Origin of the sequence: Flavobacterium sp., from assembly GCF_049240005.1 — a bacterium.
GTDB lineage: Bacteria > Bacteroidota > Bacteroidia > Flavobacteriales > Flavobacteriaceae > Flavobacterium.
Genome location: NZ_JBMLTK010000118.1, coordinates 47,927 through 60,449 on the forward strand (window position 1 = coordinate 47,927; position 12,523 = coordinate 60,449).

The window sequence follows — 12,523 nt, forward strand, 5'->3', positions numbered from 1 at the left end:
AGATTTTTAAAGAACCATTTTTTCGATTGGAATTACCAAAATGCCTTGTGCACCGAGATTTTTGAGTTGATCGATGATTTCCCAAAACTCGGATTCGCGAACTACCGCGTGTAAACTGCTCCAGCCACGTTCGGCTAAGGGCAATATTGTTGGCGATTTCATGCCGGGCAGGATTTTGCAAATGGCATCTAAAGCTTCGTTTGGTGCGTTAAGTAGGATGTATTTGTTTTCTTTAGCACTGCGAACGGCACGAATGCGAAACAACAGCTGATCTAAAATCTGTTGCTTTTCCTCGGAAAGTGTTTTGTTGGCAATCATTACAGCCTGACTTTTAGCAACAACTTCTACTTCTTTTAAACCGTTCATTAGCAAGGTGCTGCCGGTGCTCACGATATCGAATATGGCTTCGGCGAGTCCGATTCCTGGAGCAATTTCTACGCTGCCGCTAATTTCTTCGATGGTTGCTGTAATGCCGTTTTCACGGAAAAATTCGGTTAAGATTTTGGGATAACTTGTAGCGATGCGCTTGCCTTCGAAGTACGAAATGCCGTTGTAAGATTCGTCTTTTGGAATGGCGAGCGACATGCGGCAGGCGGCAAAGCCCAAATTCTCGATTACTTGTACGTCTTTGCCGCGTTCGCTGACTTCATTTTGACCGAGAATTCCGATATCGGCAACGCCTTGTTCGACGTATTGCGGAATGTCGTCGTCGCGTAGAAACAGTATTTCGATGGGAAAATTAGCGACATCGGCTTTGAGTTTGCGGGCGCCGTTGGAGATTTTAATGCCGCATTCTTCGAGCAGATTTAGCGATTTTTCGGTAAGACGGCCGCTTTTTTGGACCGCAATTTTTAGTTTACTCATGGTTTAGAATATGTGTCTGAGTAAACGTGCGGAAAAACAAAAAACCCGTCGGATACTCAGACGGGTTTGAAAGATATTTCGTTTAAAATTTGCATATCAGTATCACCTCGCCTGTAAGCCAGTAAGATGATGTAGATGTACAAATTCATTTTTCACGGTGTATTAAAATTCTGCTACAAATGTAGAAGCTTTATTCGATGCATGATTGTTAAAATTGAATTAATGTGTTGTTAAAGCATTTCCTTTAGTTTGTAATGTATTGAAAAACAATTTTTTACGAGTACGATTTTTGGTAACGATTGCCTGCGTTAGCGGTTGACGCGGAAACCCCGCAGCGTGAATGCCCAAACAAAAACAGGAGGAAACGGGCGACCAAAGGAAGATGGTTACCGACTTGTTTTTGTGGGCATTAACGCGAGGAGTTGCAGCAAAAACGCGACCTGCCGTTGCCGAAAAATTGTTTAATGCGGTTTGAACCGTTTGGCACGGCAGGGAACGCCCAAATGGAAATAGACAAGAACGGAGCATTATTTCTTTAGGGAAATCGGATGGAAAATGTGTTAGTAGCGCTATATTTGCGCCCGCAGACCGCCTTATCGCTCTTGCTTAGGCAGGGGAGGAAAGTCCGGACACCACAGAGAAGCATAGCGGGTAACGCCCGTCGCTCGAGCAATCGGGAAGGACAAGTGCAACAGAAAGGATGTACAGGTTAAGCTGTAGTGAAATCAGGTAAACTCTATGCGGTGAAATTTCAAGTATATCAGCTTTCGCGCAAGCGATAAAGGTTTCTCGCCTGAGGCTGAAGGGTAGAAAGCTAGAATTGTCGGGTAACCGCCAATCCAGATAAATGATAAGGCTGCTTCCGTTTGGAAGTTGACAGAATCCGGCTTATAGGTCTGCTTTTTTTAATTTTTCCGCTACTATTCGGCTTCGAGATTTTCGAAAAAACTAAATACAGAACCTCCGTAGGCACGCTTTTCCACGAAGTTGGGATGCACATCTAACTTGGTATGTTTGCTGTGTTCGATAATTAAACAACCTTCTGATTCTAGCGACTGTTTTTCAAAAACTAAATCGACAATCGTAAGAAATTGTTTTTCGGAGAAATCGTACGGCGGATCGGCAAAAATTAAGTCGTACACCGTTTTGTTTGCTTCTAAAAATTTGTACACATCGGATTTTACTACGCTTAAATCCATCTCAAATCCTGCGCTGGTGGCTTTGATGAATTTTACGCAATTGAAATCGGCATCAACGGCCGTGATTTCTTGGCTGCCGCGCGAAGCAAATTCGTATGAAATATTGCCGGTGCCCGAAAATAAGTCGAGTACGCGCAACTGGCTGAAGTGATAGCGGTTATTCAAAACGTTGAAAAGCGCTTCTTTACTCATGTCGGTCGTAGGGCGCACCGGTAAGTTTTTTGGCGCTTGGATACGCCGACCTTTAAAAGTTCCGGAAACTATTCTCATACGTTTAAAATAGGGAAAAATGCACGTGCTTCGAGTTGTGAAAGGCTTTGCGAAGCGGTTACAACAGTTGCGACTTCGATGTTTCGAATGTATTGGTAGGCCAATTGGTAGAAGGGCGATTCTTCGGAGATTGATCCAAAAAGTTGCAGGGGAAATTGCTCGGGATCCAGTTCTAATTGCTCGGCTGTAAATAGCAAGTAATAGACGAAATCGGCTGGTTTTAATATTTCAAACGTATTGTTAAACAGCAAGTTACTGCCTTGAAACACATAAAGCGAAAACAGGTTTTTATCCACGTATGCCAAAGCCAACTTATCGCTTCGTTGGGCGGCTATTTGCTGAAATTGCTTGCATAAAGCCGTTTCGAAATGGTGGTATTCGAAGGTGTCGAATTGATCGAGCAGAAAATTGTTGATGTGTACGTAAGGCACAAAAACGTTTTTGACGCCAAGCTCGGGTATTTCGTCGATGTCGAACGAGTCGGTTTCGAAAAGTTTGGTCGCAAATTGCAGGTATAATTCGGGCTGACCCTCGTCGTAGAGTTCGTTAGGGACAAAAGTGGCGTAGGCGTTTTTGTGAAAGATGGTCACTTTCTCGTAGTTGCGCGTTAACTCCGGATATTTCAGGAACGCTTCCCAATACTGTTCTTCGGTGGTTTTTCGGTAGCCGGCTACGGCAAAGTCGACCTGTGTTGGCGCCTGAAACGCTTTATTTTCCGGATTTACCACTAAAAATGAAAATCCGTTTAATCCTACAATTAAATTCAGTTGGTTACCTTGCGTCATGGTTAATAAGCAGTTGCGCAAACTTACGATTTTTCGTGCAGCAGCCCGAGATATTCCGCTATTTTTGGACAGCAATCAACCATCGCTTTTGCAAATTGTTTTCAATTGCCTTCGCCCATGCAAAACAGCTCTATTTTAGCGCAGCGGCTTAAAGCCTTTTTTCCTTTTGAAACAACGCCTTCGCAGCAGGTGTTCTTCGAGACGTTTGCTCAATTTTTGAGTGGCGAATCGCAACAATCGGCATTTGTGCTTAAAGGTTATGCAGGGACGGGAAAAACAACATTGATTGCAAGTATCGTTCAGTTTTTTGAGTCGATCGATAAAGATGTGGTGCTTATGGCGCCAACCGGACGTGCTGCAAAAGTGATGTCGGGCTATTCTGGAAAAGATGCCGCCACCATTCATCGCAGTATTTACTACCCGAATGTAACCGACGGGCAGTATGCGTTTACGCTGATGAAAAACAAATGGCAGCACGCGTTGTTTATCATTGATGAGGCTTCGATGTTGTCGGACGCAGGTTCGGAAGCTGTTGGCAACGGTTTGCTCGACGATTTGCTGACGTTTGTGTACAGCGCCGACCATTGTGCGGTACTTTTTGTTGGCGATACCGCGCAGTTACCGCCCGTACACAGCGATTTATCACCGGCTTTAGATCCGGAAAAATTAGCCGTTTATTTTGCTGCAGGTGTGGGAATTACGGAGCTGACCGAAGTTATGCGACAGGCAACCGATTCGGGTATTTTGATGAATGCAACCGGTATTCGGAATCTGATTAAGAGCGAAGAACTCAGTACGTTTCAGTTCCAAATTTCCGGATTTCCGGATATTGTGCGTTTGCAAGATCCGTACGACATACAAGACGCTTTTGAAAGTGCATTTAACGAGCGGGAAATCGACGAATCGATTGTTATTGTTCGCTCCAACAAACGGGCCAATGCCTACAACAACCAAATTCGGAACCGTATTTTGATGCGCGATCACGAAATTGCTACTGGCGATTTACTCATGGTTGTTAAAAACAATTATTATTGGTTGGCCGACGATGCCAGTAAAGATTTCATTGCAAACGGTGATATTGTTGAAGTACTTGAGATTTTTAAGGAAGAAGAACTTTATGGCAAAAAATTTGCAAGAGTAAAAGTGAAGTTTCTCGATTACCAGCAATCCGACACCTTTGAATGTTTGGTGATGCTCGATACGTTGCAAAGTGAGTCTCCCGCACTAACGCAAGCCGAGTTTCGCGATTTTGCTTCCCAAGTTGAAGAAGATTATTTGGAATACAGTCCGAGCACGCGTTACAAGAAGATGAAGGAGAATGCGTATTTTAACGCCTTGCAAGTGAAGTTCAGTTATGCGATGACTTGCCACAAAGCACAGGGCGGACAATGGAGTCGGGTTTTTGTAGAACAGCCGTATCTTCCTGAAGGCGTGTCGATTCCGTATTACCGCTGGTTGTATACGGCCATTACTCGAGCTAAAGAAAAGCTGTATTTGCTAAACTTTCCGGACGAATATTTTAGCGTTTAGCTTTGAAATCATGTAAAAATCTAATGAAATTTTATAAAGTTTATGAACTATAGAAGAGACATCTTTGTTAAAAGAAAAAACATGAGCCGATCTTTGGTGCAACCAAGAAAAGTGCTGTTGAGTTCATGGCTTTGTATTTCTTTGATCTTATGTTCTTGCAAAAAAACTGATGATCCGGTAGTATTGGCAAAGGAAATCAACGCAGAGAAGTTCCAAAATTCGGAACAACTCACAGCCGATGCATCTTTGTTAGTCGAGTGGGCTGCCATTAATTTGGTCGAACTTGAAATGCTGCGTTTGGCCGACCGTCGTTCAGCGAAAACGGAATTACGTGAGAAAGTGGATATGTTGCTGAAAGCGCATCAAAAGCTTAACGACGACATTCACGCTGCTGCAACCGCAGAGGGAATTACGATTCCGAATGCTTTGTCAGACGATGGAAAAGCGCAAATCGAGAAGTTGTACCGCGTAAATGCGTCGAGTTTCGAAGCTACGTTTATTAAAACGCTGCGCGATTCGCACACGCAAACGGTTTTGATTGCGGAGAAACTTGCGGCAAGCACGTCGAAGTCTGATTTACAGAAATTAGCAGGTCGTGCTTTACCAGAACTGCAATCGCATTTGGTGGACATCAGGTTAAAAAATGAAGTTTCGCAACGATGATATAAATTTTGTGTTAGGGCGAACGATTAGTAACTGGGGAGCTTTCTTCGGAAAGTGTTGCTAATCAATTTGTTTTAATTGTTTTTGGGGGAAAGACCGGCATTTTGTGTCCGGTCTTTTTTATTTTGGGGTGGGGCGTTCCCGGCAATTACCATGCCTAGCCCAAGCTATTGCCGGTCGCACTTTTCGCTACAACCTTTGTTTGTAAAACGGTCAAAAGTACGTGCGGCGGCGGCTTCCGTTGGTCGCCCGCACCGCACTACTTTTGTAACCGCTTTACAACCAAAGGGTTTTCGCTGCAATTGCTAACGCAAAAATCGTTACCAAAAATATTTCTACTTCGTTTTTTCGCCAACAAAATTGTGGTTCGGCGATTTAAACAGTACATTAAATGTAGTTAACGTTCCGTAAATTCGGGTGATGTACTGCTGCAATTCAATTTTTTCAATTTCTTCCAAATTGCTTGAGTTTATTTTCTGCTCCATCACGCGTAAACGGTCGCGAAGCATCACAATTTTATGGAAAAACGTATCAATAGGCACTTCTTTAGAGGCCAAGCCAGCCGTTCCGGGTTGCATGATCATTTTGCCACCTTTCCACTTATCGCCAATGGCAACTACTTCGCCCACGTCGGCCCATTTGCGCAATATCTCGCGAACCGTGCGCTCTACTTCGTAAAAACTAATCGTATCTACCTCGTTTTCTACCGCTTCAATTACGGTAAAGGTGTCGGTTAAAGGGATGGTTTCTAAACCGTTCTCAATAAAAGTTACCCAATATTCGGTGCTGCTTACATTGGTAATTACACCTTTCCCGTATTCCGGATGCTCAATGCGCGATCCTATTTCAAGTATTTTCATGTTTTTCTTTTTGCCTCGCGAAAATACACGCATCGTTGGTTATTTTACAAGAGGCTGTCGTAGTATTTTAGCTAAAAATTTAAGTAAGCTGCGACAGCTTTTTTTATGATTTATCTTTGGCAAAAAAAGAAATGAAATACCTGTATCGATTTAGCCTAATTCTCGCAATTTCGTTTTTGTTTTCTGCTTGCTACGGAACGCAAGAGCAAGTGAAAAAAGTGCAACAATCGCTCGCCGGAAATTGGGAACTTATTGGTTTGGTGTACGAAAAAAGTACGATCGACGGTCTGTTTCCTTCAAAACGACCAACAGTAAGCTTTGATATTGAAAACGAAACAGTTAGTGGATTTAACGGTTGCAATACCTTTAACGGACCCATTTTTTCAAACCGACTCTCGCTCACGGTTTTCATCAAAAAGGTAAAAAGCACCAAAATAGCCTGTGGCTCCGATGGCGAAAAAGTATTTATGCAACTTTTGGGGCAAATTACAAGCTACCGCATCGACGAGCAAAACGAACTCGAATTGTTTATAAAAACGCAGCGAATCATGTCGTTTAAACGTATATCTAATTAAAAAAGGCAGCCAAATAGCTGCCCTTTTTATACCTCTTTTTGTTCGTTACAGCTTTTTAAGCTCGGTTAAAACAGCCTCGCCTACGGCATGTGCCGATTGCGGATTTTGCCCTGTAACTACACGTGCGTCAACAGCTACATGCGTTTGCCAAAGTCCAGACTTTTCAAATTTCGCCCCGCGTTCAATTAATTTTGTCTCCAAACTAAACGGAACTACGTTTTCTAGCTTCACAGCAGCCTCTTCTTCATTGGTAAAAGCATTAATTTTCTTGCCGTCAACCAAATACTTGCCGTTGCTCAGTTTTATGTTTACCAATCCTGCGGGTCCGTGGCAAACCGCGCTAACAATGCCGTTGTTTTCATAAATTTCTTGTGCAATTTTTCCCAAAGCCGCGTTGTCGGGAAAATCCCACATCGTACCATGACCTCCGGCGTACAAAATCACTGCATAATCTTCGGCTCGAACCTGCTCAGGCGTCAAGGTGTTTTGAATTTTTTTCTGATATTTTTCGTCGGCCAAGAATTGCTGATTTACTGCGTCTTCCGGATTATTCCCATAATATTTCGGATTTCCACCGAGCGGACTCACAAAATCAATTTCGTAACCCGCTGCTGTTAAAACTGCCCATGGATGCGAAACTTCACCAAGGTAATAACCGGTTGATTCACCTGTTTCCCCTAATTTGTCGTGGCTAGTTACCACAAATAAAATTTTCTTATTCATTTTCTTTGATTTTAATTTTTGTGCCGGTACCGCGGCGCTCATCGCCAATAATACCAAGCATAAAACCTGCGTAATAAATTTCCGCTGTTTCATTGTAGTTATTAATTAATGTTTGTTTGAATATTCAACAAGACAAATTTCGGAACATCCGTAGAAGCTAGAAATGACCTACATCACAACTTTTTTGTGATGTAAATCACAGGTAAGCTTATCGTCTGTTTATTTTAAGTCTGCTTTTGAGGAAAAACGACTTAAGGTTTCGCGAGATACACCCAAATACGAAGCGATTAAGGTTTTCGGAACACGCTGGAAAAGCTCTGGATACAACTTTAGCAACGACTCGTAGCGCTCTTGAGCGTTGTTGTTAAGCAGCGATAAAATGCGTCGTTGCAAGGCTACGTACCCTGCATTCGACTTTTTTCTGAAAAAATGCTCCATTTTGTGCAGCTCGGCGCACAGTTTCTCACGATTGTGCAGCGATAAACAAAGAACTTGTGTGTTTTCAATGCAATCGATGTTTAATTGCGCATGCTGCTGATTAAAATACGCTTGGTAATCGGTAATCCACCAATCTTCCATACCGAACTGCATTAAATGTTCTTTGCCGTCGGCATTGGTGTAATACGATTTTACTAATCCACTTAGTACGAAAAAATCGTTCTGCACCAATTCGCCTTCTTGAATAAGATACTGCTGTTTTTTGAACGATCTCGGCGAAAAATGCGAAAGTACGTAGTCGAATTCGCTATCCGTTAAAGGTGTAATACGTTCGATGTGTTTTCTTAAAATGGAACTCATTTTATTCTGGATTTTTGTAAGTATCTGTAAGCTAATTGTTACGACTTTTAGCTACGTCGACGTACACAATTTTCAATTTTACGAATCTTATTCTGTTCCGAATAAAAAAAGCTGCCTAAACAGACAGCTTTTAAACGCTCTAAGCTTGCTTATTAATTTTTTGGATTCTTCATCTCCTTTTCAATCATGTCGTAAAACTGATCGATTTTTGGAAGAATTACCACTCGAGTTCTTCTGTTCTTAGATCTGTTTTCTGCATTGATGTTGTCAACCAACGGTATATATTCGCCACGACCAGCCGCAATAAGTTGCGAAGGTTTTACGCCCAATTCTTTAGTTAAAACACGAACAATCGATGTAGAACGTTTTACGCTCAAATCCCAGTTGTCGAGCAAAACGCCGTTACCAATGAAAGGTACGCTGTCGGTATGTCCTTCCACCATACATTCGAAATCCGGCTTGCTGTTTATAACTTTTGCCACTTTAGTGAGTACTTCTTTAGCGCGATCGGTAACGGTGTAACTACCGCTTTTAAACAATAACTTATCGGCAATTGAAATGAAAACCACGCCTTTCTCCACATTCACTTCGATGTCTGGATCAGAAATGCCTACCTCGCGTTTCAAACTCGTAACTAAGGCAAGTGTAACACTGTCTTTTTTAGTCAGTGCGTCTTGCATACGGGTAATCTTAAGATCTTTCTCTTTGATGGTTTCCAACGCTTTCTCGATATTTTCTGCACCTTTCGCGGTAAGCGTAGTCATGTTTCCGATATTGGAGATTAACTCAGAGTTGTTCTTTTTCAAGAAATCAACTTGCGTAGCCAAGGCATCTTTTTCAGACATACACATGTTTAATTTAACGGTAGTCGAGTTCAAAAGGTCCTGAATTTCCTTATTTTTCGCTTCTAACGCGGCGATTTTCTTTTTCGTTCCGCATGATGTGCTCAATACGGCAAGCGATGCTAAAACAAAAATATACTTCTTCATCAATTTAGATTTTGGGCAAAGATATACTCAAATGTTAAAAAGTAACGTGAAAAGGATACCTAAACTATTGTTAAGATATATCGCTATAACGGCGTTTTCCTTGAACGAAGTATGCGTAAGCAATCGATTTTTTAGAAAAGTAGTCCGTACGCAAGTGTTTGGCTCGCTTTTTAAATGTTTGGTTACACTTGGCGTAGAAGGCAAAATGTGCGGCAATTACTGCGCGGAACTTCGAAAATTCACCGGAAGTCAAGAAACGAATTGCGGCAATTCCGTCTAAAACCAAACGCAAGAACAACACTTCGAACAACATGCCTTGCGGAACGTTTTTTAGCAGCATTAACAGCGAATTTCTAAAATTTAAAAACACTTTTCGAGCCGAACCGCTCGCTAAAGTTGCACCGCCAACATGAAAAACTACCGAATCGGGTAGGTATCGGGCTTCAAATCCGCGATTAAATGCTCGCCAACACAGGTCTATTTCTTCCTGATGTGCAAAGAAGTCGGCATCAAAACCGTCAAGTTCGTCGAATACTTTCTTTCGAATCGCAAAACAAGCTCCAGTTGCCCAGAAAATCGGCGTTCCGTCGGAATACTGGTTTTCGTCAATTTCCACGGTATCAAACAACCGGCCGCGGCAATACGGAAATCCAAATTTGTCGATAAATCCGCCTGCAGCTCCGGCATATTCAAATGCAGCTTTATTCTTGAAATCGCGAATTTTGGGTTGCGCAATTGCCAATTTTTCTTCTTCCGCGAAAGCGCGAACCAGCGGCTGCAACCAATTTGGAGTTACTTCAACATCAGAATTAATTAAAACTAAGAGCGAGGCATCGATGCTGCGTAAGCCTTCGTTATAACCACCGGCAAAGCCTAGGTTTTGGGCGTTTCTGATACAAACTACAGCAGGGAATTCTGTCGCTAATAGCGATACCGAGTCGTCGGTGGAAGCATTATCGATCACATAAATTCGTGCCGAATCGCTGCAACTAATTAGCGTAGGCAGAAATTGGCGCAATAAATTCGCTCCGTTGTAATTCAAAACAACGACGGCCGTTTTCGATAAAAGTTCTTTAGCTTCCAAAGGCAGGTAAATCGGGAATTAATTCAAAACGTTCGCGTTCGTAATCGAGCTTGCAAAAATAGTGTTCCAAGCCATTTGTCACGAATAAATGTTGCGCTTGCACATGCAGATTGTAGCGAGCAATTTGGTCGAACGTATCTTGCTTTATAGATATTTCCGGTGCTTTACATTCCACTAACAAAAAAATACTGCCGTTTTTGTTGAAGACAACTAAATCGAATCGTTTTATTAACTGATTGATTTTCAATTGGCGTTCAACGCTAATTAATGTTGTTGGTATTTGATAATGCGTTTGCAACAAAGCAATTACGTGCTGTCTGACCCATTCTTCGGGCGTTAACACGATAAATTTTTTGCGAATAGGGTCGAAGATAAGCGTCTTATTTTCGCTATTTTTGAACCTGAACTGAGCGGGTGGAAAATTGAGTCGCTGCATGGCGCAAATATAAAGAGAAGATTAGCCCGAATTCAATTTCCGACTTTAATGGATGAAGCACTAAAAATTGTTGATGCGATCAAATCGGGCGACATCAAGCCCCTTTATTTGCTCATGGGTGAGGAACCGTATTACGTTGATAAGGTGTCCGAATACATTGTGGAGCACGTGTTGTCTGAAGACGAACGCGGATTTAATCAAACTGTTTTGTACGGCCGTGATGTAAGTGTTCCCGATTTAGTTGGAGCTGCCAAACGCTATCCGATGATGGCCGAACGACAAGTAATTATCGTAAAAGAAGCTCAAGCCATTACTGGCAAACTCGATAAATTGGAAGAGTATGTGGCCAATTGCACGCCTACAACGGTGCTGGTTTTGTGTTATAAAGGTAAAGATGTCGACAAACGAAAAGCGCTCTACAAGAATTTTCAGAAGTACGGCGTGGTGCTCGAAAGCAAGAAGCTCAAAGATGCGCAGGTGCAAAGCTGGATTGCGAAATTGCTAAAGTCGAAAGGATTGCAAATTGAACCTAAAGCCGTTGCGATGATTAACGACAATTTAGGGAACAATTTGTTGCGTATTGCAACCGAAATAGATAAACTGGTAGTGAATATTCCGAGTGGAAGTACCGTTACTGCTGCAGATGTGGAATTGTACGTTGGAATAAGTAAAGACTTCAATATTTTTGAATTGCGAAAAGCGATTGCACAGAGAAACACAACCAAAGCCTTTCAGATTGTTGATTATTTTACCAAAAGTAAAAACGACATGCCTTTGGTGGTCATCGTAGCGCAATTGCACAGATTTTTTAGTCAGCTACTGATTTTACACGGATTAAAAGACAAGAGCAAACCGGCGGCAGCGCAAGCTTTAGGTGTTTCGCCGTATTTTGTCGACGAGTTTTTTGACGGCATCCGCGTATATCCGATGAAAAAAGTGAGCAGTATGATTGCCGCTTTACGCGATATTGATTTACAGAGCAAAGGCGTGGGTGCAGCCAATGCTAAAGAAAGCGATTTGTTTAAACTGCTTTTGATTAAGATATTTGCCTAAAATTTAAAAATATGGGAATGAATAAGAACACCGTTTTGGGTTGGGCTACCTTTATTATGATTCTGATGGGAATTTTACTTATTGGTTTAGGAGCTTTTCGTTACGACGAAGTTGCCGGATGGGGTTTTGCGGCCGTTGGCCTTGGTTTTTGGGCCAATGCTTGGGTTTTTAGTTCCTTAAAAGGACGCGTTTAATTAATTACACTATACATGTCAGACGATAAGAAGGTTATTTTTTCCATGCAAAAGGTCTCTAAGACCTACAGTAGCAGCGACAAACAAGTTTTAAAAAACATCTATCTCAGCTTTTTCTACGGAGCTAAAATTGGTATTCTCGGTTTAAACGGTTCGGGTAAATCGTCTTTACTGCGTATCATCGCAGGAGTAGATAAAAATTATCAGGGCGATGTAGTTTTTGCACACGGATATACCGTAGGGTATTTAGAACAAGAGCCGCAACTTGATGAGGATAAAACCGTTATTGACATTGTTCGCGAAGGAGTAGCCGAAACCATGGCTGTACTTGCCGAATACAACGAAATTAACGACAGTTTTATGTTGCCTGAGGTTTATGAAAATGAAACCAAAATGCAGCAATTAATGGACAGACAAGCGGCATTACAAGATAAAATTGATGCATTAAACGCTTGGGAAATTGATACCAAACTAGAAATTGCCATGGATGCGTTGCGCAC

Annotated in this window: 16 protein-coding genes and 1 other RNA gene; 8 read left to right on the top strand and 9 right to left on the bottom strand. The window is 42.1% G+C overall.

Annotated features, from left to right (window positions below):
- Positions 1 to 6: 6 nt before the first annotated feature.
- Entirely contained in the window at positions 7 to 864 is an 858-nt protein-coding gene (gene hisG / locus ACOVQQ_RS12075) for an ATP phosphoribosyltransferase (protein ID WP_421818421.1), read from the bottom strand.
- Between the two features lie 340 nt (positions 865 to 1,204).
- Between hisG and ACOVQQ_RS12080 the strand changes: the two genes are divergently transcribed.
- Entirely contained in the window at positions 1,205 to 1,339 is a 135-nt protein-coding gene (locus tag ACOVQQ_RS12080; protein WP_421818422.1) for a hypothetical protein, read from the top strand.
- A 105-nt stretch (positions 1,340 to 1,444) separates the two neighbouring features.
- Positions 1,445 to 1,771, top strand: an RNA gene (gene rnpB / locus ACOVQQ_RS12085) — RNase P RNA component class A.
- Between the two features lie 13 nt (positions 1,772 to 1,784).
- Here the strand turns inward: rnpB and ACOVQQ_RS12090 are convergent.
- Complete coding sequence (locus ACOVQQ_RS12090) at positions 1,785 to 2,333, bottom strand: RsmD family RNA methyltransferase (RefSeq protein ID WP_421818423.1); 549 nt, start codon at positions 2,331 to 2,333, stop codon at positions 1,785 to 1,787.
- Positions 2,330 to 3,118 carry a DUF3822 family protein gene (locus ACOVQQ_RS12095; RefSeq protein WP_421818424.1) on the bottom strand — a complete coding sequence of 263 codons (789 nt, stop codon included), beginning with the start codon at positions 3,116 to 3,118 and terminating at the stop codon, positions 2,330 to 2,332. The genes ACOVQQ_RS12090 and ACOVQQ_RS12095 overlap by 4 nt, the downstream gene beginning before the upstream one ends.
- A 117-nt stretch (positions 3,119 to 3,235) precedes the next feature.
- Here ACOVQQ_RS12095 and ACOVQQ_RS12100 point away from each other — a divergent pair, with 117 nt between their 5' ends.
- Positions 3,236 to 4,648 (top strand): ATP-dependent DNA helicase, encoded by a 1,413-nt coding sequence (locus tag ACOVQQ_RS12100; RefSeq protein ID WP_421818425.1) that lies wholly within the window; start codon positions 3,236 to 3,238, stop codon positions 4,646 to 4,648.
- Positions 4,649 to 4,729: 81 nt separating this feature from the next.
- Positions 4,730 to 5,311 (top strand): DUF4142 domain-containing protein, encoded by a 582-nt coding sequence (locus ACOVQQ_RS12105; RefSeq protein WP_421818426.1) that lies wholly within the window; start codon positions 4,730 to 4,732, stop codon positions 5,309 to 5,311.
- A 335-nt stretch (positions 5,312 to 5,646) separates the two neighbouring features.
- Here ACOVQQ_RS12105 and ACOVQQ_RS12110 read toward each other — a convergent pair whose 3' ends face one another.
- Positions 5,647 to 6,171 carry a hypothetical protein gene (locus ACOVQQ_RS12110; RefSeq protein ID WP_421818427.1) on the bottom strand — a complete coding sequence of 175 codons (525 nt, stop codon included), beginning with the start codon at positions 6,169 to 6,171 and terminating at the stop codon, positions 5,647 to 5,649.
- Positions 6,172 to 6,302: 131 nt separating this feature from the next.
- Between ACOVQQ_RS12110 and ACOVQQ_RS12115 the strand changes: the two genes are divergently transcribed.
- On the top strand, positions 6,303 to 6,746 hold the full coding sequence (locus tag ACOVQQ_RS12115; protein WP_421818428.1) for an META domain-containing protein: 444 nt from the start codon (positions 6,303 to 6,305) through the stop codon (positions 6,744 to 6,746).
- Between the two features lie 45 nt (positions 6,747 to 6,791).
- On the opposite strand, the gene ACOVQQ_RS12120 is transcribed toward ACOVQQ_RS12115, so the two are convergent.
- The 5 genes from ACOVQQ_RS12120 to ACOVQQ_RS12140 form a co-directional block, all read right to left on the bottom strand.
- On the bottom strand, positions 6,792 to 7,469 hold the full coding sequence (locus tag ACOVQQ_RS12120) for a type 1 glutamine amidotransferase domain-containing protein (RefSeq protein WP_421818429.1): 678 nt from the start codon (positions 7,467 to 7,469) through the stop codon (positions 6,792 to 6,794).
- 219 nt (positions 7,470 to 7,688) lie between these two features.
- Positions 7,689 to 8,267: a Crp/Fnr family transcriptional regulator gene (locus ACOVQQ_RS12125; protein WP_421818430.1), complete on the bottom strand. Its 579-nt coding sequence runs from the start codon at positions 8,265 to 8,267 to the stop codon at positions 7,689 to 7,691.
- 152 nt (positions 8,268 to 8,419) lie between these two features.
- The gene (locus tag ACOVQQ_RS12130; protein ID WP_421818431.1) at positions 8,420 to 9,256 is read right to left on the bottom strand and encodes an OmpA/MotB family protein; all 837 of its coding nucleotides are present in this window, start codon (positions 9,254 to 9,256) and stop codon (positions 8,420 to 8,422) included.
- A gap of 70 nt (positions 9,257 to 9,326) precedes the next feature.
- Positions 9,327 to 10,340 carry a glycosyltransferase family 2 protein gene (locus tag ACOVQQ_RS12135; RefSeq protein ID WP_421818432.1) on the bottom strand — a complete coding sequence of 338 codons (1,014 nt, stop codon included), beginning with the start codon at positions 10,338 to 10,340 and terminating at the stop codon, positions 9,327 to 9,329.
- Positions 10,330 to 10,683: a type I restriction enzyme HsdR N-terminal domain-containing protein gene (locus tag ACOVQQ_RS12140; RefSeq protein ID WP_421818433.1), complete on the bottom strand. Its 354-nt coding sequence runs from the start codon at positions 10,681 to 10,683 to the stop codon at positions 10,330 to 10,332. The genes ACOVQQ_RS12135 and ACOVQQ_RS12140 overlap by 11 nt, the downstream gene beginning before the upstream one ends.
- Positions 10,684 to 10,824: 141 nt before the next feature.
- Between ACOVQQ_RS12140 and holA the strand changes: the two genes are divergently transcribed.
- From holA to ACOVQQ_RS12155, 3 genes are all read left to right on the top strand, one after another.
- Complete coding sequence (holA, locus tag ACOVQQ_RS12145; protein ID WP_421818434.1) at positions 10,825 to 11,829, top strand: DNA polymerase III subunit delta; 1,005 nt, start codon at positions 10,825 to 10,827, stop codon at positions 11,827 to 11,829.
- An 11-nt stretch (positions 11,830 to 11,840) separates the two neighbouring features.
- Positions 11,841 to 12,023: a CAL67264 family membrane protein gene (locus ACOVQQ_RS12150; protein WP_094486076.1), complete on the top strand. Its 183-nt coding sequence runs from the start codon at positions 11,841 to 11,843 to the stop codon at positions 12,021 to 12,023.
- 15 nt (positions 12,024 to 12,038) lie between these two features.
- Positions 12,039 to 12,523 (top strand): ATP-binding cassette domain-containing protein (locus ACOVQQ_RS12155; protein WP_421818435.1); only part of this gene is annotated, 485 nt, incomplete at its 3' end.